Genomic DNA, 24,288 nt, shown 5'->3' on the forward strand with positions numbered 1-24,288 from the left:
GATCTCCTTCCTTCCGGACTTTAGCCTATGTTAGAGCGTACTGCCTAATCGCTTGGGCGACGCCATTCTCTTCATTCGTTAACGTCACGGTGTCGGCCAAAGCTTTGACCTCATCTTGCGCGTTGCCCATCGCGACGCCAAGTCCGACCTCTTGAAGCATCACCGCGTCGTTCAAGCTGTCGCCCATCGCCATCACTTGAGACATATGGATTCCAAGCAGCTCACACACCCGCTTTAATCCGCTGGCTTTGCTGATGCCCTTCGGATTAAGCTCCAGATTCCATGGGTGCGAATTCGTAATCTCCAACTGGTTCCACGAAGCAAGCTCTTGACGGATAACCGCAAGACTATCCTCATTTTCCGTATAAAAACCGAATTTCAGCCACTGCTTCGCATCGATCTCTGATTCGGGCAGCCAACGCTCTTTATTATAGATGTCGCCGACACAGTACGCCCAAAACCACGTATCGTAGTAGGCCGCCAGCTTATACATACGCCGAATAAGGCCGGGGTCGACAACGTGACGCTCCAATAGCTTCCCCGGCGCCTTCCACACCTCGCTCCCGTTTACGGTCACCTGCGGCGATCCGAGTGCGAGCTCCCGCACGTACTCTTCCACATTCTGCACGCCCCGTCCCGTAGCAAACATCACGGTAATTCCGGCGTCCTCCGCCAACCGGATGGCTGCCTTGTTTTCCTCCGATATACGTTTATCATCCGTTAACAGCGTTCCATCCAAATCGAGCGCAATCAGTTTGTAACGACTCATTTGGCTCCATCTCCCCCTTTACAACGCATGTGCCAATGCCGGGCCCGTCAGCTCTTCCACATACGTTGTATGCCAAAGCGCGAACATATAAATGGTCCAGATCCGGCGCGCATAGTCCCCTTGACCGTTTTGATGGTTTTTCAGCATCGCCCGTACCGTATCGATGCGGATGTAATCTTCAATGCCGCTGCCGGCGATCTGCTCCATAATGACATGACCTTGAGGACCTTTCATCCAATCCCGCATCGGAACCGGGAACCCGAGCTTCGGCCGGTTTAGGATGAAGTCCGGAATGATCCCTTCCATCGCTTTGCGGAATATGTACTTCGTCGTCCCTTCCGCTATACGGTATTTGGCCGGAATACGGCGGGATACTTCATAAAGCTCCACATCGAGAAACGGCACGCGAAGCTCCAATGAATGAGCCATGGTCATTTTGTCCGCCTTCATCAGGATATCCCCGGGCATCCACAGATTCATATCGATATACTGCATCCGGGAAACCGGGTCCAAATGCTTGCTTTTATCGTAAAATACTTTGGCAATCTCCAAAGGATTCCGGTAGCTCCTAAGCATTTCACGGTCCGCCCGCACCACTTCCGCTTTCATGTCCTCGCTGAAAATTTTGGCGTTGCCCAGGAACCGCTCCTCCAGCGGGGTCGTACCGCGAAGCAGGTAGTTCCGTCCGTAAAGGCCCTCCGGCAGCAGTCTGGCCAATGCATGCAGCAGCCGTTTAATCCCTGCCGGCAACCGTTCGACCGGGGCCAGCGACTGCGGCTCGCGATAAATCCGGTAGCCGCCGAACAGCTCGTCCGCTCCTTCCCCGGACAGCACGACGGTGACGTGCTCCCTTGCAAGCTGCGCGACATGATAGAGGGCGATCGCCGACGGATCGGCGACAGGCTCATCCTGATGCCAAACCGCCTTCGGCAGGGTGGCGAAATAGTCCTGTGCCGTAATGATTTTAGCGTAATGCTCCGTGTCGAGCGCCTGTGCGGTTTGTCTGGCGATCACCGTCTCGTTGTTCGCCCCCTCAAAGCCAACGGAGAAGGTACGGATCGGTTCGATCCTGCGCATATGCGCCGCAATCGCCGTCGAATCGATACCGCTGGAGAGGAAGCAGCCGCGCTCCACATCGCTTTGCATATGATGAATAACCGAATCCTTCAAAGCCTCCCGAATCTGCTCAACGCCATCGGCGAGCGTAAGCTCCTCATTCGGTTCCAGCATCGGATCCCAATAGGGGCTAATCTTCATCTCGCCATCAAAGGTCACGGACACGGTATGGCCAGGGGGAAGCTTATAGATCCCCTGAAACATCGTGGTCGGCTCCGGAACGTATTGGAACGTCAAATAGTTCAGCAAACTCTCCGTATGAATGGCCCGTTCCACCCCGTCGGCCGCCAGAATGCTTTTGATTTCCGAACCGAACAGAAATCTCTTGCCGTCGTTATAGTAGTAAAAGGGCTTGATCCCAAAATGGTCCCGCGCACCAAACAGCCTCTTTTTCCGGCGGTCCCAAATGACAAAGCCGAACATCCCGCGCAAATGCTTCACGCAATCTTCCCCGTACTCTTCATACAGGTGTACAATAACCTCCGTATCGCTGTGGGTTTTGAACCGGTGCCCCCTGGATTGCAGCGTATTGCGCAAATATTTATAGTTATAGATCTCGCCGTTAAATACGATCCATACCGTCTCGTCCTCATTGGCCAGCGGCTGGTGTCCTTCACTCAAATCAATGATCGACAAGCGGCGAAAGCCCAATCCGATCCGGTTCTCGGTCCAAAATCCAACATCGTCCGGTCCCCTGTGAACGATAATATCGGTCATGCTTTTCAGCATGGAAGGGGCCGGTTCTCGGTCTTCAAAGTATAAAACGCCGGTAATTCCGCACATATGATTCCAAATCCTCCTCAAAAGCTCGCCCTTTTGGCTATAAATGATCATGCAGAAAGGCGCTTTTCATCATCCGATACAACAGTATACCATATTCGTGGTGTCCGCAGGAAATGAGATGGTTTGGCGGCAAAAAGCATATTCCTCCCCGCACATGGAACCATACAGTCTATGGCCTATGAAAAAAAGCATCCGCGTCCTCCGGCGTCGGAGCGATGCAGATGCTTTGTTTATTTACCGGGCGGAAGGAGCTCCGGTCGGAGCCGGGTCCGCATATTTGCGAAGGATGGATACCTCGACCCGGCGGTTTTTGGCGCGTCCTTCTACCGTATCGTTCGTATCCACAGGCCGGTATTCGCCATGCCCTACGGCACTGAAGCGCCCCGGATCAAGGCCGGGATTCTCAAGCATAACCTTCATGAAATTAATCGCCCGATCGGAGCTCAGATCCCAGTTGGACCGATACTTCCAGTTATTGATAGGCAGATTATCCGTATGCCCGGAAACCACAATCTCATACCCCGGATACTGCTGTAGCATCTTGGAGATGTTGATTCCCAAGTCACGTGCAGTTGTCTTCACTTCAGCGCTGCCTGAATCGAACAGCGCATTATCGCTGATGGTAATCAAAAGCTGCGAGTGATTCAGCTTCGTATCCAATTGGGTAGAAAGGTTGTTTTCTTTAATATACTGGTCGAGCTGCCGTTTCAGCTTCTCCATATCTTCTTGCTCTTGTCTTATCTGCTCTTGGTGTTCGGTCTGGCTGCCGGATGTCGGGCTCTGGCTCGGAGAACTGGGCATCGGGATGGGAGTTATACCGCTATTCTCAAACATTCCCATACCGCCGCTCAAAGCGATTTGAAAAGCCTGGCTCATTTGTTCATATTTCTTGGCATCCACACTGCTCATAGAGAACAGCACGATAAAAAGCGCGAGCAGCAAGGTTAAAAGGTCGGCATAAGGGATGAGCCAGGATTCGTCGATATGCTCCTCGTGCTGATGGTTCTTATGCTTTTTCTTCACCGCCGTCCGCCCCTTTCTCCGACAACTTCGCACGTTCTTCAGGCGTCATAAATACGGACAGCTTCTGGCCGATGGCGATCGTAGATACACCCGACTGGATCGATAAAAGGCCTTCCACCATCATCAGCCGGATCTCCACTTCGCGTCGGGATAATCTTTTGAGCTTGTTGGCTATAGGATGCCATAACACATAACCCGTAAAAATACCTAACAGCGTAGCGACGAATGCAGCGGCAATAGCGGCCGACAATTTGGTAATATCGCTCATATCCGCCAATGCGGCGATCAAACCGATAACCGCACCCAATACGCCTAGTGTTGGAGCATATGTACCTGCTTGAGTAAATATCATTGCACCTACACGGTGCCGCTCTTCCATGGCCGAGATATCTTCCATGAGCACATCATGCACAAATTCCTGGTCGTTACCGTCAATGATCATCCTCATCCCGTTTCGTAAGAAGGGATCCTGCATTTCGTCCACTTTAGACTCTAAAGCCAGCAACCCTTCACGGCGTGTGATCGAAGCCAGCTCTTGAAACAACAGCAGCAATTCTTCACGGGATGTCAGCTGCGGTTTAGTGAATACAAGCTTGATTAATTTCGGGAATTTCTTAAGCTCAGACATCGGAAAGGCTATGAATAACGACGCGGCCGTCCCGATAATAATGATCACGAAAGCGGCAGGATTAATCAATGCCCCAACCGGTGCATGCTTCAGCGCCATACCTCCGATAACAGCTACCAGACCAAGAACGATTCCGATTATCGTTGACTTTTCCATTTGCCCACTCCTTACAATATTGAAATACCGCTTATGATGCTCACTAAGAGGAAAGGACGGGCCATCTCATATCTCGCTATTTTTCGACATTTTTATTGCGCACCGTGCCTTACAATCTAGCATTTTCATCTTTTTCTAGTATAAATTAACTATATTTATTAATCAATAACATTTGTAACGTTGTTGTAATGATTTTATAAAACAAGCGTTGTTTTGTGGCAAACGCCCTTTCGCTTCCCAATAGGAAGTCGGAAGGGCGGCGTACACAAAAAGCCGCCCGGCGGTATGCCGCCGGACGGCTTTTCTGCATGCAGTATCGAATTATAAGGCTTCCTCCGACGAAATCCGCTTTTGTTTCAGCTTCGGCCACACGACGCCATGCGTTGGAGAAAGGAGCAGAACGATCACAAACAGGATGCCCGCTACCGTAATCATGCAGCCGGCAATCGACGCATCCAGCAGTACAGAGCCATAGTACCCGATGACCGCACTGAGCGACCCCAGCCCCATACTGTAAAAGATCATCCGGCTGAGCCGTTCCGTCAGCAGATAAGCCGTTGCCGCCGGAACCACCAGGAGCCCCACCACCAGAATGGCGCCTACGCTCTCGAAGGAAGCCACGGTCGTCACCGATACCAGCCCCATGAGCAGATAATGAAAGAGTGCGACCGGAATCCCCGCCGCAGCCGCCATGGCCGGATCGAAAGCACAGATTTTGAACTGCTTATAAAAAAGACTGATCAGCACGCAGCTAAGCGTCAATACGCCACCCAGCACCCACACGGCCCTCGGACCGATATCTACGCCACCCACCGTAAGACGTTCCCAAGGTACGAACATGATCTCGCCGAACAGCACATGATCAAGGTCCAGATGAACCTGCCGGCTGTACATGCTGACCAGCACGACGCCGACGGCGAACAATGCGGTAAATACGACCCCGATGGCGGCATCGGACTGCACGCCGCTCTGGTGAAACCACTGAATGAGATAAACGGTGATAAGTCCGAAAACCGCCGCGCCAAGCATCATGATCAGGGATTCCTTGGTTCCGCTAAAAAGGAAGGCAATCACGATGCCCGGCAGTACAGAGTGACTGATGGCATCTCCGATCATCGCCATTCGGCGCAGAACCAGAAAGCAGCCGAGAATACTGCAGGAGCATGCTACAAGCACCCCGGTGAGAATGATCCAGAAGTCATTCATGCCTGCCCCTCCTTATGCTTGGCTTGCTCCGCTCCATGAAATCCGCTCAGCCTTGGTTGATGACTCAAATCGCCGAGCACGCTCCGCTTCACCGCCAGCCGCTCCAATAATTTGGACAGGATTCCCCGCCGCGGTGCGAACAGTACGGACACGACGAACAGCAGCGTCGCCGCCAACACGCTGAGCGGGCCGGTCGGCAGGTTGTTAGCCGTACTGCTGACCAACGTTCCGACAAAGCCGCTGACCGCCCCGAAGGCGCCTGAAAGGACAACCATCCAGCCGAGCTTATCCGTCCAGTACCGCGCGGATACCGCAGGGGTGATCAGCAGTGCGGACATCAGCACGACACCGACAGCCTGGATGCCAATGACGACGGCTACGACAATCAGGAACATCATAAACTGGTCGAGAAAGGCAACCGGCAATCCGATCCCTTTGGCAAAACCTTGGTCGAAGCTAAGCAGCTTGAATTCTTTGAACAATAACATACAGATGAAAACCAACGCCAGCGCCACAAGCCCCATTGTGATGACATCAGACAAAACCATAGAGGCCGCTTTACCGAACATAAAAGTATCCAGCCCGCTTTGATTGCCGTTGCCGCTCTGCTGAATCTTGGTCAACAGCACGACGCCGAGACCGAAAAACACGGAAAGTACGATACCCAGCGCCGAATCCTGCTTGATTCGTGTATTACGGGTAACAAAGCCGATGCCGAATGTGGCGATAATCCCTGCCGCCACCGCACCGATCAGGAAGAAGAACATCGATTTGGAGCCGGTCAGCATAAAGGCGATACATACGCCGGGAAGCGCCGCATGCGCGAGAGCGTCACCCATAAGACTCTGCTTCCGAAGATAGGCAAAGCTTCCCAGGACGCCGCTGCTCAAGCCAAGCAGTATGCTTCCCAGCAATATCCATTGCATATTCGGATCACGAAAAAGCTCCAGCACATGTGTCCACATTCCGTTCACCTCGCACTCACAAAGATGGCATCGTCGCTTCGGTTCAGCAGGGTCAGTCTGCCTCCGTACGTCCGCTGCAGGTTTTCTTTTGTAAATAGCTCGTCGGCAGGGCCGATTCCCATCAGCTTGACGTTCAACAGAATGACCCAGTCAAAATATTCTTTGACCGTCGATAAATCATGATGCACGACAAGCACCGTTTTCCCCTGCTTCTTCAGTTCGTTGAGCAGGGTAATGATCGCTTTCTCCGTCGCTGCATCCACACCGACGAACGGTTCATCCATAAAATACAGCCGTGCGTCCTGAGCCAATGCCCTGGCAAGAAAAATGCGCTGCTGCTGTCCTCCGGACAGCTGGCTGATTTGCCGGCCGGCAAAATCGGCCATACCTACCTTCTCCAGGCACTCCAAAGCAATTTGCCTTTCTTTCGACCCGGGCCGTTTAAACCAGCCCAGGTGCCCGTAGCGCCCCATCATCACGACATCCAGCGCACTGGTCGGAAAGTCCCAATCCACCGACTCCCTCTGCGGCACATATCCGACAAGTTTTCTCTGCTCCCGATACGGTTTTCCATATATGGAAACGTCCCCTGTCAAACGGGGGATGAGCCCAAGAGCCGCTTTGATGAGCGTCGATTTGCCGGCGCCGTTAGGTCCGACAATACCGATCAGCTTGCCTTCAGGAATGTCGAAGGTAATGTTCTGCAGCACAGGTTTTTTCTGATAGGCGACCGTCAACCCTTTGATGGATAAAGGCCGATGCTGCTCTTGCATACCGCTCACTCCCTTGTATAAATCTTCCATCGAAAATGTTTTATTTTAACGCTTTTACGATCGTATCTACATTATGTCGCACCATCCCGAGGTATGTTCCTTCCGGGGTGCCTTCTTCGCCCATGGCGTCAGAGAACAATTCACCTCCGATCCGGATGTCGTGTCCCTGTCTCTTGGCTCCTTCGATAACCGCCTCAATCGATTTCTTGGGCACACTGGATTCCACAAAAATGGCTTTGATCTTATTGGCGACAAGATAATCCCTCAGCTCGCTGACATCCTTGGAGCCATATTCCGATGCCGTATTCATTCCCTGCAGCCCTCTAACCTGAATGCCATAGGCTTTGCCGAAATATCCGAAGGCGTCGTGAGCCGTCACCAGCACACGCTGCTGCTCGGGAATGGTCGCTATCTGCGTCTTTACGTATTGATCCAACTCTTCCAGCTGTCTGATGTAAGCCTCCGCATTATTCTTGTAACTGTCGGCATGCGCGGCATCCAGCTTCACAAGCTCATCGCGGATCGTCTCCGTTGCACTGATCCAATGCCTGACGTTAAACCATACATGCGGATCGTGCTCCATTCCCTGATCATCGGAAGCAAGCAATTCGGATTCCGCAATGTTTTTCGTAACCGGGACCGTCGGCTTGGATTTGGCCATTTGTTCAAAAATATCAATCATTTTCCCTTCCAGATGCAATCCGTTATAAAAAATAAGTTCAGCCTGCTCCAATTTCCGGAGGTCGCCTTGGGAAGCTTTGTATAAGTGCGGGTCTACACCGGGCTGCATCAGGGCCTGCGCTTCTACGTGCTCTCCGCCTACCTGCTTCACCAGATCATGAATCATGCCGGTTGTAGAGACCACCTGAATTTTTCCGCCCTCCGCAGCATTGCCCCCAGTTTCCTTCGGGGCTCCGCAAGCGGCCAAGGCTATAGCCAAGCCCAAGAAAAGCAATGTCATAATGAATCTTTTGAATGATGACATCGATATTTTCATTTTCATTATGCTCTCTCCAATCTTTCTTATCCTATTTCGCATTTATCCATTATAGCGCCTAATTGTTGCCTTGGTTCTTAAATGTTGGGTGGGACAATGTTTTTTGCCTATCATACTATATTTTTATTATACACAAATAAGTTTTCCTTGTGCAACATTTTCTCAAAAAAGAAATCTCCCATAAAAGGGAGATGCCGAAATGGTTTTATTGCTGCGCATTTGCAGTCCCTGTAGGTCCCTTAGGCACGCCGTCAAGACCATATTTTTGATCGTAAGCGTCGAATATTTTGCGCGCAATCGGTGCGGCGCCGTAAGCACCATAACCGCCTTCGGGCACGACAACGGCGACCGCAAGCTTCGGTTTATCCAAGGGAGCGAAAGCAATAAATACGGCGTTATCGACTTCCTTGCCCCCGACGACCTGTGTGGACGTACCGGTTTTTCTTGCAAACTTGTAAGGGAAATCCGAAAAGCCTTGTACGCCGACGTTCTCCATCCCTTTGATTACCGCATCCCAATACGCCTTGGGGAATTCGCTTTGATCCAGCACGACCTTTTCATTGAATTCTTTTACCAGCTGCCCTTCGTAGGTTTCAATCCGGTCTACAAGCAGCGGCTGCAGCCGCTGTCCGCGCGTAGCCAGCGTCGTTGCATACTGTGCCAGCTGAAGCGTCGTGTATTTTTCATTTTGGCCCCAGGAGGCAAAAACCATACGCTGCTGCGGGCTTTCTCTTGTGTTTGTTTTATACTCGCTTAAGCCCTCGTATTCCTTGGGCAATCCGCTTCCCGTCAATACCCCAAGACCGAACTTAGCCAGATATTGGTCCCAGATTTCGATCGCTTTGTTACCGTTTCTCATATACAAAGCGTTGCCGATCATCGCAGACATGAACGTGTTGGACGAATATTGAATGGCTTGCGTAGCGTTGATCAGTCCCCAGGCTTTACCGTCGGAGTTACGCAGTCTTGCGCTGTTGTCTCTCCCGTAGGTGAATACACCGGTATCGGGGTACTTGGTGCTTGTCGTGAATAGCCCTTCGTTTAACCCGATCAGAACCGATAGCGGTTTAATAACCGATCCCATATAAACGATGGAGGTTGGATGCTTATCCCGCTCTTCCTTGGTCGGATAATCCGGATAGGCCGTTGTAATCGTTCCGTTATTCACGTACGGTTGTATCCGGTCATACTCGCTTTGCGGAATGCCTCCTGCCCATACGCTCGGATCATAATCGGGCATGCTGGCCATGGCGACGACTTTTCCCGTTTCAACCTCCATGGCGACGGCATATCCGGCAACCGCATTTCTCCCTTTGGCGATATAAGGGTTAGCGCGGGCTTCCGGACTCTTCAAATATTTGATATGGTCCATAATCGCCTGCTCTGTCGTCAGCTGAACGCTGCGGTCGATAGACAGGAAAAGATTGTTGCCCTTGACAGGCTTGGTGATCTCTACGGGTCCGATAATTTTGTGCTGGGCGTTAACCGGATAAGATTTCATCCCGTTCTGTCCCCGCAGCTGCTCCTGATACATGAGTTCAATGCCGTCATAACCGACGTATTCCGTATCCATGTATCCTTCCGTCTTCGTTTTGTCCTTATAGAAGCTTAATCCGTATTTCGCTTCCCTTGCTCTGGAGAAGGGACGCATATAACCAACCAGCTGCACGGCAATGGTCTCCTGGTCGTAAAGCCGGATGCTTTCCTCCATGATTTCGATCCACTTCAGCTCATCCCGGTGCTCGAGAATGTAGGCCATTTCGTCCGGCGTCAGTCCGGATTTGATGCGCCGCGGAACCGAAAAGTAGCTTGGAGCCGTCACTTTGTTCTTGTTCAGGTCATACCCCACATCCATCTCAATGATGATATTTTCCGCTGTCATCTTCGGTGCGTCGGGGCTCCCGAATTTGGCGAAAATATCGGCCAGCTTATGGGCAAGTGCAATGACTTCGTCCTGCGGCTGGTCCTGCTCAATGCGAAAATAGAGCGATTGCGTAGAAGTGGTGTAAGCGATCGGCGCTCCCATCCGGTCATAGATATTGCCGCGGATTGGCGGGATCGGCGTATTCGCTTTGTTGATCTTCGCTTTTTCCGCCTGCAGCTCCTTGCCTTCAACGAATTGAAGCATCGCCAGCCTGACGATCAGTACGGAAAACAGGAAAAAAGTAAAGAAAAAGAACAGATTGATGCGAAATGTAAAATTGCGGCGTTTGCTGATTTCCTGTTTTTGCGGGTCATCCATCCCGATGGGCTTTTTCATTTCCTTTGGTGCTCCTTTGCTTTGCTCCATTGCTTCTTTGCTGTATAGTGCTTTGCAGCTTGCGAACCTAAAGCAGCTCGCGGAGAGAATATATTCCGTCACCGGTATGATAGTCGTATCGCTTAATTTTGACGGCATCGATGCCTGCCTGCGCAGGGGCCCAAATATCATTCAAATCATGATCGCCTACATAAAGAACGTCCTCTGCAGCGAGGCCCGAACGTTCCAGAGAAAGGCGGAATATCGCCGGGTCCGGCTTCTCCAGGCCGACCTCCGTAGACACGATGACCGGATCGAAATAGTGCAATATGCCTTTATGCTCCAAAATGGAACGCAGTGTCGGGGCGAAATTCGATATAATGCCGAGCCGCAGGCCCCGATTCTTCAAAGCCGCCATACATTCCTTCACATCTTCGAACAACGCGTAGTGCTCAGGCGAAGTGAACAGGTCATAAAGCTCGTGGCAGCAAGCATGGATCTGCTCTTCCGTCCAGCGCTCTTCTTCTACGCCCAAATGCTGCAATATGTAACGGTACAGCTTCATCCAGAAAGCACGATCGGACTCAGGCGTACAAACCTCGAACGGATCTATCTGTTTTCCGTAATAAAACAGACGAAATGCCTCGGTAAAAAGTTCACCGATTCGTTCTTCCCCGCGATGAAACGAACGGCTTGCCAAAAACTGCTGCATAATCACTCTGGCAGCCGGGATCGTCAATAATGTATCGCCCACATCGAAAAAAACGGCCTTATACTGATCCAATGTTTTGTGCGGCAGCATTTTGACGCCCTCCTGTTTAGTTTGAGCCTTCCGTTACAAGTGTACCACAAACTTCTCTTATGAAAAAAGCCGAAGAAATCGTCCGATCGGCGATCCTCCGGCTTGATATGGATACTTAACTATCCTTGATATGCGTTTCGTGAAAATTCGGAGGGTTGAACCAATTTCCTCCGCTGGCCACCCACGTAGAGTCGAGCGGCACCCATTCCTTCTTCTCCGACAAGAATACCTCGTTCCAGGCGTGCGGCCCATAGCCGCCGCGGCCGTCATAGCCGAGTCCCGTAACCACCTTCACGTCGAGCCCCACGGACCTGGCCATAACGGCGTACAGTCTGGAGAAATCGATGCAGACCCCTCTTCTGGTGCTAAACGTATCTGCGGGCGTCTGCTCCTTCCATATCCGCCGCTCCTCATACAAACGTACCTTATCCCAGTCATATTTGATACGCGTTCCTACCCAACGGTACAAAAGTTTGGCCTTTTCTTCATCCGTCTTGGCATTTGCCGTTACATGCCTGGCAGCCTCCGCAATGTCATTCGGAACGGCCGCATCCACCAACTCATATTTTCGCTGCAGGATGTTGGTGAATTCCTCCTCAACCGCCCGTGTAAATACGGGAAGCCGGCTGGAGAAGAAATCGCCTGTAACCGGCTGAATCACTTCCTTGGCGCCCTTCTGATATAATAACGAATCTTGAATATACCCGGAAATCGGAGTTTGCGGAAACAGTGTCGTAACGATAAAGAATGCGGCAATCATCAGAAGACTGCGCCCCAACCCGGTTACTGCTCCGATGATGCTGCCGATCAAACTGCTGAACAGCGTGGGAGCGGTGCGCGCATCTCCTTCGGGGCCCAACCGCCGCCGCTCCGACATCCACAGGTTTGCCAGCGGGTCGATGATCAGGCAGACCAGCTGTTTGGCGATGCCGTAGCCTAATACGAACAGCACGCTAAACCTGAGCAAGGAAAAGTCTCTTACTCCGGTAATCACGGTGTAATAAATCTGCTCCCAAAATCCCAGCTCCCGTTGAGGAATCTGCAGCCCGAGCCCGACAAGCCAAGCCTGAAACCGGGGCGACAGCCAAGAGGCCAATTGCCAAGCCGCATACAGGCTTATCAGGATAACGACCCCTTCAGTCACCATCACCGCCAAATGTCTGGCGGACGAGGAAGCGCCGCGGTAAAGCCCCTGAATGACCGAAACGATAAAAGTGGCCGCAATGAGTACTGTGATCAGATTAATTGCCGTAAGCTGTTCCAGACCGTTCAAACGCACTCCCTCCTTCCGACCTGAGGCTTAAACTCCGGTATTAAAGTCCTGCATTTTTCTTTGCCTGTTCAATGAGCCCCTTGGTGAGATCATCCAGTTTTAACGTAAAGGTCTGGTTCATAAAGGTCACTTGGACGCTATTCTCGCCAAGCTTGCCGTCCAGCCTCACGCTCTTGGTTGCGACCGTATAAGAACCGTCCGGGTTTTGTGTGTATTTTGCGTCCTTGGCTTCCTCCGTTATGACTTTCATCGCCTGGGCCTTGGCTTCCTCCGCGACCTTGGCGCCCATCGTCGAACCAAGCTCCAGCAGCTGATCTTTATAGCTTGCCCCGTAGAAGAACAAGCCGGCCAGCAGCGCCAGCACAATAACCCATTTTACAACCGTCTTCACCACGGCTACAACAATAAAAAGTACTATCAGCGCCCCTAAGATGACAAACCAGCGCTCCGCCAAAAATGTCGAAATAAAATCCATCCCGTTGCCCCCTTCATTCCTTGCGTCTCTTTTAGCCATCATAATGTCGGACTATTTCCTCATCATACACCAACGGTCTCTTTTTCTTCATCTCTTTTTTTACGCAGTTGGGCGAGCTTGCGTTCCATCTCGTCTCACAACTGGCCGGAGTTCCAAAATACTTGTACTATCCGTTTTACCCCGAACGTAAACGTATAGAGTGACAGGCTGAGGGACAGCCACTTCTAATCGATGCGAGGTGATTTCAATGAAAACCGCCGTATGGCTCTATCTGTTCATGTTCGTTGCTTTTTTCGATCTGCATGCGCAGTATCCGATCCTCTCCCCGTTCGCCATCTCCCTCGGTGCAGCACCGTCCTTCATAGGCTTGATCTTGGGCGTCTACTCCATCACACACTTGCCGGGAAACTTGATTGCCGGTTATGGCGTCGATCGTTACGGCAGCAAGGGTTTTATTGTATTCAGCCTGATTGTAGCAGGAATCGTGCTGTTGATTCAATCGCGTGTGACCGACCCGTGGGAGCTCTTGATCATCCGTTCCATCAGCGGCTTCGTACTGGCTTTTCTATCCCCTGCCTGTTTGTCTCTTCTTGCCAAAATCGCCAAGGACCGGGTGCAGCAAGGCAAGCTGATGGCAGGCAACGGCATGGTTCATACGTTTGCTTCCGTACTCAGTCCGGCCGCAGGAGCCTATCTTGTCGCAAAATTCGGATTTGCCCAGTCCTTTACGTTTCTGGGTTGGGGTCTCATTATCACCGGAATTTTGGCATGGATCGGCGTGAATGAAAAACAGTACAAACAAACGGCAGCCAAGCTGTTTCCTCAAGGCAGAGACCATCTTGAAGGCCCGCTTCCGGAAATGGCCCAGGGAGGAGCCGGCACGATTCCATGGTTGTTTTACGCTGTGCCTTTAGCCATTTCCTGCTCCCAGGGAATCCTGTTTTTCGAGCTTCCTCTCATGAAAGAGACGCAAGGGTCCATTCTAACCTCGGGAGTATTTTTCTCTCTGGTCAGTCTGGGCGCGCTGGTGACGCTGAGCATGCTGTTTTTGAGCCGGATATCTCCCGTACTGCGTACATCGCTGGGCAGCCTGGCTCTTGCGCTCATTTTTTTCGGCATGTCGGTCCATTGGCCGCTGCCCATGCATGCCTCGCTGTTCCTGATCGGAATGGCAAAAGGCGTCATATTCCCTGCGATCGCTTCCGTGCTTGCTGCGGTCACCAGTTCCAACCGTTACGGACGCGTCTTTTCGCTGCTGTCGATTTCCTACTCCATCGGCGCTTTTATCGGCCCTCTGGCAGCAGGCTACATTCGCACGTACATGTCGCCTTATTTTATCGCCTTCCTCTGTTTGATGCTGGCGCTTTCCGTCCTTCCCTTTCGTGCGTTCGCCTCTCCGCTCAAAGTTTAAGACTAGCAGCTTGCTGCATTTCCGCCTCTTAGGAGACCGTATTCATACGTGTATTCCAATAAAGGACCGTCCGTCAAGCGGATGGTCTTTATTACTATAACGGTAAAATGAATCGGACGACCGTCTTTGACACCGCTCGGCAAAATCCGCGATAGGCATTGTTTTTCGCAGCATCCTGTTTCAAAAGGCAATTCCATTATCGGGCCTGCGGATCACATCCGCCTATTTTTCGCTACTGCAGTCCCGAATTGATGGTTCATTAGTCCGTATTTCAAAAAACAGCGCAACTTTGTATGCGTTTCCAACGTTAAAGGGAGAGCTAAATGGTTCCATGGGGACCGGTCCAGTCCGATCCGGGTAAAAACATAGGAATGACGGACCTGACCGCCCCCTAGTTTTGGCCAAACGGACATAAACTCAGATGTCTGTTTCGAACCCTTTGTAATGGGATTTTAGGAAAACAAGGAGGTGAATTGCACCGCGGGATGAAACCTGCTCACTGCAATACCCGTTCTCACTATTTGCAAAATCTGTAAGGGAGTGATAACCGCATGAAGCCTGCTGTTCTTCAAAAAGCAGCCCAAGTAACCGCGACGATGCTGATCATCTCTATCCTGATGCCAGTGCTTGCTTTTGCGGCTTCAGGATTCCAGGTTGGTACGTATCGCAACGGTTCGGTATCCGGTTCGGTATATACCGACGTGTATGAACCGGGTGTTACCCCTACCGTATACGCGTATGATCCGAGCGGAAAACAGATTGGTGTCACCACCGCTACATACAGCGTATATGACGACGTGTACGGCAGATATCACTACAACCTCAATCTGTCTAACCTTGGTAATTTTAATTACATTAATCTTTACGGTCCTGTAGGCTTTACGGTCAATGAGTCCGTATATCAAACCGTTTACCGTGATACGAGCGACGATGATTCCGGATCAAGCCCTGGCGGTGGCGGCGGTGGGGGAGGCGGCGAAAGCACAAGCCCTTCCGGGAACATCAGCGTTCCAGCTGACGGTTCCGTTCATGCCGACCAATTGAAAAACTCGTTCGATAAGTATGACACGGTGACGTTGACATTGAACGGGACCTTTGTGCTGGTTCCGGCAAAAGCACTGACAAGCTTTACAGCGAACCCCAAGAAGCTGCTGATCGTTAAAAATGACAACGGCTCGTACAACATTCCGTTGAATGTGCTGAAGCTGGAGGACCTTGCAGGCAAGGTTTCCGTTGCCGTAAACGATTTGAACATCAAGGTAAGCATTGCCCGGGCCGAACAAGCGCTGATCGACCGCGTAGCCTCTGCGGCGAATGCGATTGGCGGCAAACTGGTAAGCCCTGTGGTGGACTTCAACATCGTAGGTCAGGGCAGCAACAACCAAACGGCGGCGCTTGACTTGGGCAACCATTATTTAAGCCGGATTCTTCCATTGAATAAAACGGTTGATCCATCCAAAACGACCGGTGTGCTGTTCAACACGTCGGCGAACCGGCTGAGCTTCGTTCCAGCTCTATTCTCAGGCAATCAAGCTGTTCTGAAACGCAACGGCAGCAGTATTTACGCGGCCATCGAAATGAACAAATCCTTTAACGATATTTCCGGTCACTGGGCGCAAGGCTACATCCAGTTGCTGGCGAACAAGCTGGTGGTTGACGGCGTAACCAATACGACCTTTGAACCGGAGCGCAGCATTACCCGTGCAGAATTCGCGGCGCTCGTTGTCCGGTCCTTGGGTCTTGAAGCTACCGGCAGCGGCAGCAGCCCGTTTAGCGACGTGGCTTCCGGCGCTTGGTATTCTGGCGTCGTAAAAGCCGCGGCAGCCGCCAAGCTGATTGACGGCTATGAAGACGGCACGTTCCGTCCGAACGCTACAATCAATCGTGAAGAGCTGGCGGCGATGGTTGTTCGCGCTCTGGCCTATGCTGGCGCGAAGCCGGCCGTTTCCGAGCAGAGACAGGCTCAACTGCTCGAGAAATTCGTCGACTCCCATACGATCGTATGGGCAAAAAATGAATTGGCGACAGCCATTGAAGCAGGCATCGTCGACGGTATGACGGAGAATACGCTGGGCGCCCGTGAACAGGCTACCCGCGCACAATCCGCTACCATGCTGAAACGTTTGCTCGAAAGAGCCAACTTCATCAACAAATAAATTACACAAATAACCACTCTCCAAAGACAAAGACCTGGCTGCTGGCGGCCAGGTCTTTGTCTTAACCCGAATCTAGAATATTTTTCCTATATCAAAAGACCTGACATCAAGTCAGGCCTTTTCTGCACGCTATAAAAACGGTTGCTTGTCTCCTTCTACTTTTCCCGGGAAATAACGACACGGGTTTGGACAGGGAGCCAAAAACAGATATACTACAATTACAGAGCACCTCATCACCTTGAAACGGAGGGATTCGATGTCTATCGCCATTATCGTGGAGGGAAAAAACGACAAAAACAGACTTAAGCGTCTGTTGACGGACGACATTCTTATTGTTTGCACGTTCGGTTCGCTCAACACAGAGCGGCTGGAATCTCTAACAAAGAAAATTGGCGACCGATACGTTTATTTGTTCACCGATAACGATTCCTCCGGCAAAAAAATTCGAGCCATTCTAAGGGATGTGTTTCCCGATGCGGAGCAAATTTACACAAAACGCGGCTATGCCGGCGTGGAAGGGACGCCTGACGAATATTTAATTCAGCAATTGGAAAAGGCCGGGCTCGATGAGTATATCGTGTATCCGCCCACAATCCCTGGCTCTGAAAAGTTTTAAACCAAATCTTCCGCCTCATTATGTCATAAAGCTAATAAAATAAATAACGGAAGTTACCGTGAAAATACTAAAGACCGTCGATGAAAAGACCACTTGTGAAGTAAACTCAGGCTCGTTGTCGTATTCAACGGCGATCAGCACACTGCTTAGCGAAGACGGCACTGCACACGAAAGGACCAGCGCCTGAGCCATCACTCCCTCGATCCCCATCGCCATAACGATTCCAAAGCCTACGGCGGGTCCGATCAGCAGCCGGAGCACATTGGCCAGCATGACGTCCGAGAAATTAAGCTCCCACTTCATGCTGCCAAGCTGAACACCCAATGTTATCAAAGCCGTGGCAATAAAAGCATTTGAGATATAATTGATCGGTGCATAGATCGGTCCCGGTACGGGAATATCCAATCCTTTCATTAAAAACGCCAAGGGAATGATATAAATGACCGGAAGCGTCATAATCGTTCGAAGCGTTTTTCTCATATCGTTGCGCTTCGAAGCATTAACGGAGTAAATTCCATATGTATTCGGCAGCAAGCTTTGCATCATCATGATGATAATTTGAATCGACAGCGTAAAAGGGTCCCCTACAAACACAAGTTGATTGAGCGGAACCCCGTAGTTTGCGCTATTGTAGAAAATAACGGTATTGCGCATGGCCGGGATCATGCCCCCTTGGTAGCGGCGGAGGCGGATCACGATCTCGGCCAGGATAAACATCAATGCAAAAAACAGAAAGAAAAAGAGCAGCGTTTGCCCTAGTATGACTAAAGATATCGATGATTCGTAAAGCATTTTAAAAATAATGGCCGGTGAAAACAAATAAAAATTCAGCTTGGAGAGCGTCTTGATATCCAGCTTGAATGCGCGGTATAAAACAACGCCGATCGCGATCATCACCGTTAATGGAACGACGTTGTTCAATAAAATATACCAAAAATAACTCATGCAGGCGCTGACCCCCGGTGCCCTTCCATAAATGGCTTACTTATCTTTACTGATTTGGATCAGGTCGTCAGCCACTTTTTCTATATCCAGATTCTCATCATGACCGCTGTAGTAGGTACGGAGGTCGCCTTTACCGTCCACCAGCAAAAATAAGTTGCCGTGCGTATAGGTCTCGCCCCCCGGATCCTTAACGACCATCACGCCATAATCGCTGGCCAGCTTGATTACCTCATCCTGGTTGCCGCGCAAAAAATACCAGCCCCGGTAATCTGCGTGGTACCGCTGCGAGAATTCTTTTAAGCGCTCAGGCGTATCTCTGTCCGGATCGAATGTAATCGACATAAGAACCGTTTTGTCCGGAAAAGCGCCCTTCTTGATCAGAACGTCCTGAATCTTGGAAAGCGTATAAGTTGTCGGAATACATACATCCGGACAGGTGGAGAAATAAAAATAAATGAGCTTCGCTTTTCCAGCCGTATCCGCCAGCGAGACCTGCTTCCCATCCAGATTTTCCAGCGTAAATTCCGGCGCTTTTTTGAGTACGCCTATTTCTTGCTCCGGCCCTTTGAGCAGCATATAGGCAAAGGTAGCGATCAGGCCGATCAATAATACCACAACGATGATTTTAAAGCCGTTTTTTTGCATGATACCCACCCTTTCTTCTATAAAAAATAAATCCCAGGCCCCAGGTGCCATGGGATTATAACTTCAACCCAGTACGTATATGACGATTACGGTAGAGGGGTCGTGCTGATCACCATTGCAATAAACAACAGGATCAAATAATTAATGGAGAAAATAAACGTTTTTTTCGCCCACTGCACTTCGTCTTCGGCCTTAAATCCATTCAGGCTTATAAAAGCCCAATACAGCCCCAAAACAGTTGCAGCGTAGAAATAAAGCGACCCGACATAACCGAAAAGATAGAGCAGCAGAGAAAACGGAACGAGCAGGACGATGTAGCGAATCATCGCCATCTTGGTAATATACGTCCCTTTCACCACCGGAAGCAAAGGAAATCCGGCAGCGCGATACTCTTCCATCCGACGGATGCCGAGCGCCCAGAAGTGCGGCGGCTGCCATAGGAACAAAATGCCGAACAAAACAATAGCTCCGGCATCGAGCTGCGGGTTGACGGCGCAATAGCCGATGACCGGAGGAACCGCTCCGGAGAAGCTGCCGACAACCGTACTCCATACCGAGGTCCGTTTAAACCAGGCCGTATAAATCCACACGTAGACGAACAGTCCGATGAGACCAAGCAGCGCCGCGATCGGATTAGCCAAAAACCAAAGCACAGACAGTCCGATAATTCCCAAAGTGATGCCGTACCACAGTACCGTTTGAGGAGAAATCCTTCCGGCAGCCAAAGCCCTCTTCTGCGTCCGTTCCATTTTGGTGTCCATATCGCGATCCAGATAGTTATTGAGCACACAACCGGAAGCCATCACGAGCGCGGTTCCAAGCAGTGTGAATATCAGTTTCATCCAATCGACATGCCAGCCTGATGCGACCCAAAAGCCGCCAAAGGCCGTAATGGAGTTGGAAAACAATATACCCGGCTTGGCCAGTTGAACAAAATCCTTCCAGCTTGCAGATTCGCTCGCCGGTGATTCAACCGCAGCAGCCGCCTCCGTACCCAGCTCCAAGGTTACCTGTTCCTTCACTTGATTAAACCTCCTCGTGCGAAGAGTCTTTAGTGAGTCCTTGATTCTTCACGCATAAACATCCCCTTAATAATAACAACCTGCAGACCAATTGACAACAAACAGACCCAGGTGTTCAAAATATTGTCGAAACCGGCGAAGGGTAGAATATTTTAGTACCGGGAGGAAAAAATCAAAAAGGGGTATGGCTAACAAAGGAAGATAAAATGAGAAAAGGAGACGGCATTTGCACCATCTCCAGGAGTAAAAGTACTATAAACAAGCTACGCCCTATCACTTGGGAGCGAACAGCGGATTTCGGTTGAAAACTTCTGAGCGCAGGAAGGTCCACGCTTCCTTAAGCAGCGCTTCGATTTCGTAGACGCGAACCCCAAGCACGCTGACCGCTAAGCCGAATTTGTAGGTCAAGCTTATGCCGTAGTATAGCCCGGGGCGCAAGGAATCTTGCTGTGCCAACCGTTCGCGCAATGCTTCTGCCACGTTTGCGTTGACCCTTTCCGAGAATAAATACAGCGTTCCCGTATGAGTGTGAGAATCCCAGCGCGCGATTTGCCGCGGTACTTGCAGCTGAGGCTCCACACGCTGCTTCGTGCTGAAAATTAACTCGTTTCCATACCGGACCGTCAATCGGCTCTGATACCGCTCATAATGAAACACTTCTCCGCGATGCGTCCGGCCCGGGCAAACGATATCACTAAGGAATAAAGACGCTCCCTCTTCCATCTGAACCGTCATGTCGCTCGCAAACGATGCATCCTTGTACAGCATCAAGGGCTCAGGCATGTACTCCACGTAAGCCCCGCGGTGAAGAGACAGGCTCTGGCTCTGTGCACTCGGGTTCAGTCGGGCGCCGCCGTCCTTCTTCGAAGGATGCACCTTCGTATAAGACTGATTCGTCACGAAAACATTCGTGTTCTCGCCGAATCGCCAAACCAGCTCATACCGGTCCCCCGCCATTACGCCGGGAGACGCATCCATGAGGTATACACCAAGCTGCCCTTCGAACGGGAAGGTTTTGGCAATTTTTAACGGATAAGCATGGGTATGGCGTTGAAGCTGCGTGCTTCCGCCTTTCGCCGTAAATTCGGCGTTAACGGAACCGGTCACCTCAGGCATGGCTGTATTGATGCTCGACCCAATGGACGATGTCGTCCAGCCCTTGGCCGTCGAACAGATTGGAGAACACGAACGGCTTGTCGCCGCGCATCCGGATCGTATCCTCCTCCATCACCTTTAATGAGGCGCCTACGTGAGGGGCCAAGTCAATCTTGTTAATGATCAGCATATCCGAGCGGATGATGCCGGGTCCGCCTTTGCGCGGAATTTTCTCTCCCTGCGCCACGTCGATAATATAGATGAAGCGATCCACCAGTTCGGGGCTGAAGGCCGCCGCCAGATTATCCCCTCCGCTTTCGATGAAAATGATATCGAGACGGGAAAACCGGCGTTCCAGTTCTTCAATCGCTTCAAAATTCATCGATGCATCCTCGCGAATCGCCGTATGCGGGCATCCGCCCGTTTCCACGCCGATAATACGTTCGGGCGGCAGCGCCTCGGAACGAATCAGGATGTCTGCATCTTCCTTCGTATAAATATCGTTGGTGATGACCGCAATGCTGTATCGTTCGTTCAGCTTTCTGGCCAGACGCTCTACAAGCGCCGTTTTGCCGGAGCCGACGGGACCTCCGATTCCGATCCGCAGCGGACGCTCCAAGGACCTTTTCTCCGGCGTTTCCCAATGATGGTGATGATGCACTCCTCCCTGACACATAGCAAAGCCCTCCTTCAAATAATACGTAATGGATATATCGAATATCATGGCATTAAGACATGAACAACCGCGAATACAAGCTCTCGTGACGCATCATGGCAATATCCGCATAAGGAACGCTTCCGAAGCCGTCCTCTATCGGGTCCAGCGTCTCACACTGCCGCCAAGCCGCCTGAATGGACGGAACCAACGCTGCGAGCAGCCGCTGACCGTCCGTTTGACCGATGGACATCAGCCGCAGTCCGCTGTTGATGCAAGTCATCACGGAAGCGTATAAATACCCTTCAGCCGCCATGGTCAGAGGAATCCCAAGCCGCAGGCTGATCCAACCGTGAATGAGCGGATGGGTACCGATGCACTTCCCCGACGTGACAGCTTCATTCAGCGGCTCCCACCCAAGCTGCGGATACATAGCACGGACGAGCTGATACAGCCTGCGCCCCATTTTGGCTGCGCCGTCCCTCGTCTCCATCGCTGCCCGCTGGACATGCTGCGTCTTGTCAACGAGCCAAAGCTCCTCCCAGCGCTGCTCAGGGGCAAGCGTGTAGACGGCCTTGACGGCTAACGCATCAACCGGCGCCCAGCTGTGAAACAGCATGCTCTCAATGTACTCCTGCAGCTGGTGCAGTCCTGCGATTCTGCCCTCCTGCACCATCGTCTCCAAACCGAACGAATGGGAGAACCCCCCGATCGGCAACGCCGAGTCCAATAGCTGCGTATAGGCAAGCCATGATAATGTCTGGCTGTTCTCCATGCCGCGGCTGCCTCCTTGCTCATAAGCCTACATGATTAAAATAAAAAGTAACGCTGTGCCATCGGCAGCTCGCTGACGGGTTCACAGCTAATGACTTTCCCGTCGACCTTCACTTCATAAGTCTCGGGATTGACGTCGATCAAAGGGGTTTCACCGTTGTGAATCATATCCCTTTTGGTAATGCTGCGGCAGCCGCGCACCGGCTCAATCCGCTTTTGAAGACCGAGCTGATGATGCACTCCCGCGTCGTAAGCCGCTTGGGAAACGAACGTCACGCAGCGATTCAGCGCCCGGCCGTAAGCACCGAACATCGGCCTTCCGAAAACGGGCTGCGGCGTAGGTATCGAAGCGTTCGGGTCACCCATTTGCGCGTAAGCGATCATCCCGCCTTTCAGCACCATATCCGGCTTTACGCCGAAGAATGCCGGGCTCCACACCACCAGGTCCGCCAGCTTCCCGGGTTCCACCGAACCGACCAAATGCGAGATGCCGTGCGTAATCGCCGGGTTGATCGTATACTTGGCCACATAACGCTTGATGCGGAAATTATCGTTGTCCTTGGGCGAAGCATCCTGCTCGCCCGGCGCGGCCAAATATCCGCGTTGCTTCTTCATTTTGTCCGCCGTCTGCCACGTCCGGGTGATAACCTCGCCCACCCTGCCCATAGCTTGAGAATCCGAGCTAATGATGCTGAACACGCCAAGATCGTGAAGAATGTCTTCGGCAGCGATCGTCTCCGGCCGGATTCTGGAATCGGCGAAGGCGACGTCCTCGGGAATACGGCTGTCCAGATGGTGGCATACCATCAGCATGTCGAGATGTTCTTCCACGGTGTTCACCGTATAGGGACGTGTCGGGTTAGTGGATGAAGGCAGCACGTTCAATTCGGAAGCGATGCGGATGATATCCGGCGCATGGCCCCCGCCCGCGCCTTCCGTATGGTACGTATGAATGGTACGTCCGCCGATCGCCTTGATCGTATCTTCCACAAATCCGGATTCGTTGAGCGTATCCGTATGAATCGCCACCTGAATATCGTAGCGGTCGGCTACGTTCAGGCAGGCGTCGATCGCAGCAGGGGTCGTTCCCCAATCTTCATGTAGTTTGAGTCCGATAGCTCCCGCCTCCACCTGCTCGATCAAGGGCCCGGGAAACGAGGCATTGCCTTTGCCGGTGAAGCCAAGGTTCATCGGGAACGCCTCCGCCGCCTCAAGCATCCGGTGCATGTGCCATGCGCCGGGCGTGCACGTTGTGGCGCTCGTCCCCGCCGCAGGCCCGGTGCCTCCTCCGATCATGGTCGTTATTCCTGACGCCAGCGCCGTCTCGATCTGCTGCGGGCAGATATAATGGATATGCGTGTCGATGCCGCCGGCCGTGATAATCTTGCCTTCGCCCGCTATCACTTCTGTCGAAGCCCCGACAATCATGTTCGGATGCACACCATCCATCAGATCCGGATTACCCGCTTTGCCTATGCCGACAATGATACCGTCTTTGATCCCGATATCGGCTTTCACAATCCCGCTGTGATCAATAATCACCGCATTCGTAATGAGGGTATCGAGCACACCTTGATTGCGCGTATGCCGGCTCGATTGCCCCATACCGTCGCGAATCACCTTTCCCCCGCCGAATTTGCATTCCTCGCCATAGACGGTGAAATCGCGTTCAATTTCCGCCCACAGATCCGTATCCGCCAGCCTGACGGCATCCCCGACGGTGGGTCCGAACATAAGGGCGTACGATTTTCGATCCATCTCAGC

General features: G+C 51.8%; 22 protein-coding genes. 3 read left to right on the top strand and 19 right to left on the bottom strand.

The genetic code is table 11. From position 1 onward, the window contains the following. Positions 1 to 25 precede the first annotated feature (25 nt). From BLT35_RS06435 to BLT35_RS06490, 12 genes are all read right to left on the bottom strand, one after another. On the bottom strand, positions 26 to 769 hold the full coding sequence (locus BLT35_RS06435) for a Cof-type HAD-IIB family hydrolase (RefSeq protein WP_054817071.1): 744 nt from the start codon (positions 767 to 769) through the stop codon (positions 26 to 28). Positions 770 to 787: 18 nt separating this feature from the next. Next, positions 788 to 2,668 (bottom strand): asparagine synthase (glutamine-hydrolyzing), encoded by a 1,881-nt coding sequence (gene asnB, locus BLT35_RS06440; protein WP_054817070.1) that lies wholly within the window; start codon positions 2,666 to 2,668, stop codon positions 788 to 790. A gap of 234 nt (positions 2,669 to 2,902) precedes the next feature. Then, positions 2,903 to 3,691, bottom strand: coding sequence for a flagellar motor protein MotB (motB, locus tag BLT35_RS06445; RefSeq protein ID WP_074727320.1), 789 nt, complete (start codon positions 3,689 to 3,691; stop codon positions 2,903 to 2,905). Continuing rightward, complete coding sequence (motA, locus tag BLT35_RS06450; protein WP_054817069.1) at positions 3,675 to 4,475, bottom strand: flagellar motor stator protein MotA; 801 nt, start codon at positions 4,473 to 4,475, stop codon at positions 3,675 to 3,677. The genes motB and motA overlap by 17 nt, the downstream gene beginning before the upstream one ends. A 321-nt stretch (positions 4,476 to 4,796) precedes the next feature. Further along, on the bottom strand, positions 4,797 to 5,681 hold the full coding sequence (locus BLT35_RS06455; protein WP_062406715.1) for a metal ABC transporter permease: 885 nt from the start codon (positions 5,679 to 5,681) through the stop codon (positions 4,797 to 4,799). After that, on the bottom strand, positions 5,678 to 6,646 hold the full coding sequence (locus tag BLT35_RS06460; RefSeq protein WP_054817068.1) for a metal ABC transporter permease: 969 nt from the start codon (positions 6,644 to 6,646) through the stop codon (positions 5,678 to 5,680). Before BLT35_RS06460 ends, BLT35_RS06455 begins: the two co-directional genes overlap by 4 nt. Positions 6,647 to 6,651: 5 nt before the next feature. After that, positions 6,652 to 7,449: a metal ABC transporter ATP-binding protein gene (locus BLT35_RS06465; RefSeq protein ID WP_437438527.1), complete on the bottom strand. Its 798-nt coding sequence runs from the start codon at positions 7,447 to 7,449 to the stop codon at positions 6,652 to 6,654. Positions 7,450 to 7,459: 10 nt separating this feature from the next. Further along, positions 7,460 to 8,422 carry a metal ABC transporter solute-binding protein, Zn/Mn family gene (locus tag BLT35_RS06470; RefSeq protein WP_139170774.1) on the bottom strand — a complete coding sequence of 321 codons (963 nt, stop codon included), beginning with the start codon at positions 8,420 to 8,422 and terminating at the stop codon, positions 7,460 to 7,462. A gap of 199 nt (positions 8,423 to 8,621) precedes the next feature. Next, positions 8,622 to 10,676: a peptidoglycan D,D-transpeptidase FtsI family protein gene (locus BLT35_RS06475; RefSeq protein ID WP_062406712.1), complete on the bottom strand. Its 2,055-nt coding sequence runs from the start codon at positions 10,674 to 10,676 to the stop codon at positions 8,622 to 8,624. Positions 10,677 to 10,743: 67 nt separating this feature from the next. Next, a complete protein-coding gene (locus BLT35_RS06480; protein ID WP_062406710.1) occupies positions 10,744 to 11,457 on the bottom strand; it encodes an HAD-IA family hydrolase in 714 nt (237 codons plus the stop codon). A 115-nt stretch (positions 11,458 to 11,572) separates the two neighbouring features. Then, positions 11,573 to 12,730, bottom strand: a complete 1,158-nt coding sequence (locus BLT35_RS06485; protein WP_074727322.1) for a transglutaminase domain-containing protein — start codon at positions 12,728 to 12,730, stop codon at positions 11,573 to 11,575. A 40-nt stretch (positions 12,731 to 12,770) separates the two neighbouring features. Further along, complete coding sequence (locus BLT35_RS06490; RefSeq protein ID WP_054817167.1) at positions 12,771 to 13,205, bottom strand: hypothetical protein; 435 nt, start codon at positions 13,203 to 13,205, stop codon at positions 12,771 to 12,773. A 247-nt stretch (positions 13,206 to 13,452) separates the two neighbouring features. Between BLT35_RS06490 and BLT35_RS06495 the strand changes: the two genes are divergently transcribed. The 3 genes from BLT35_RS06495 to BLT35_RS06510 all read left to right on the top strand — a co-directional run bounded on the left by BLT35_RS06495 (position 13,453) and on the right by BLT35_RS06510 (position 17,388). Beyond that, on the top strand, positions 13,453 to 14,616 hold the full coding sequence (locus BLT35_RS06495; protein ID WP_062406699.1) for an MFS transporter: 1,164 nt from the start codon (positions 13,453 to 13,455) through the stop codon (positions 14,614 to 14,616). Positions 14,617 to 15,167: 551 nt separating this feature from the next. After that, entirely contained in the window at positions 15,168 to 16,772 is a 1,605-nt protein-coding gene (locus BLT35_RS06505; protein WP_074727324.1) for an S-layer homology domain-containing protein, read from the top strand. Positions 16,773 to 17,028: 256 nt separating this feature from the next. After that, a complete protein-coding gene (locus BLT35_RS06510; protein WP_054817066.1) occupies positions 17,029 to 17,388 on the top strand; it encodes a toprim domain-containing protein in 360 nt (119 codons plus the stop codon). 18 nt (positions 17,389 to 17,406) lie between these two features. Here BLT35_RS06510 and BLT35_RS06515 read toward each other — a convergent pair whose 3' ends face one another. The 7 genes from BLT35_RS06515 to ureC all read right to left on the bottom strand — a co-directional run bounded on the left by BLT35_RS06515 (position 17,407) and on the right by ureC (position 24,282). Beyond that, entirely contained in the window at positions 17,407 to 18,333 is a 927-nt protein-coding gene (locus BLT35_RS06515; protein WP_062406693.1) for an AEC family transporter, read from the bottom strand. Positions 18,334 to 18,369: 36 nt separating this feature from the next. Further along, on the bottom strand, positions 18,370 to 18,978 hold the full coding sequence (locus BLT35_RS06520) for an SCO family protein (protein WP_062410815.1): 609 nt from the start codon (positions 18,976 to 18,978) through the stop codon (positions 18,370 to 18,372). 86 nt (positions 18,979 to 19,064) lie between these two features. Then, positions 19,065 to 20,000: a heme o synthase gene (cyoE, locus tag BLT35_RS06525; protein ID WP_074727325.1), complete on the bottom strand. Its 936-nt coding sequence runs from the start codon at positions 19,998 to 20,000 to the stop codon at positions 19,065 to 19,067. Between the two features lie 273 nt (positions 20,001 to 20,273). Further along, positions 20,274 to 21,116: an urease accessory protein UreD gene (locus tag BLT35_RS06530; RefSeq protein WP_074727326.1), complete on the bottom strand. Its 843-nt coding sequence runs from the start codon at positions 21,114 to 21,116 to the stop codon at positions 20,274 to 20,276. Beyond that, positions 21,109 to 21,771, bottom strand: coding sequence for an urease accessory protein UreG (gene ureG / locus BLT35_RS06535; protein WP_074727327.1), 663 nt, complete (start codon positions 21,769 to 21,771; stop codon positions 21,109 to 21,111). The genes BLT35_RS06530 and ureG overlap by 8 nt, the downstream gene beginning before the upstream one ends. A 52-nt stretch (positions 21,772 to 21,823) precedes the next feature. Continuing rightward, positions 21,824 to 22,525: an urease accessory protein UreF gene (locus tag BLT35_RS06540; RefSeq protein WP_074727328.1), complete on the bottom strand. Its 702-nt coding sequence runs from the start codon at positions 22,523 to 22,525 to the stop codon at positions 21,824 to 21,826. Positions 22,526 to 22,560: 35 nt separating this feature from the next. Next, positions 22,561 to 24,282, bottom strand: a complete 1,722-nt coding sequence (ureC, locus tag BLT35_RS06545) for an urease subunit alpha (RefSeq protein WP_217437329.1) — start codon at positions 24,280 to 24,282, stop codon at positions 22,561 to 22,563. Positions 24,283 to 24,288 lie beyond the last annotated feature (6 nt).

It is taken from the genome of Paenibacillus naphthalenovorans (assembly GCF_900099895.1).
In the GTDB taxonomy this organism is placed as follows: Bacteria; Bacillota; Bacilli; order Paenibacillales; family NBRC-103111; genus Paenibacillus_G; species Paenibacillus_G naphthalenovorans.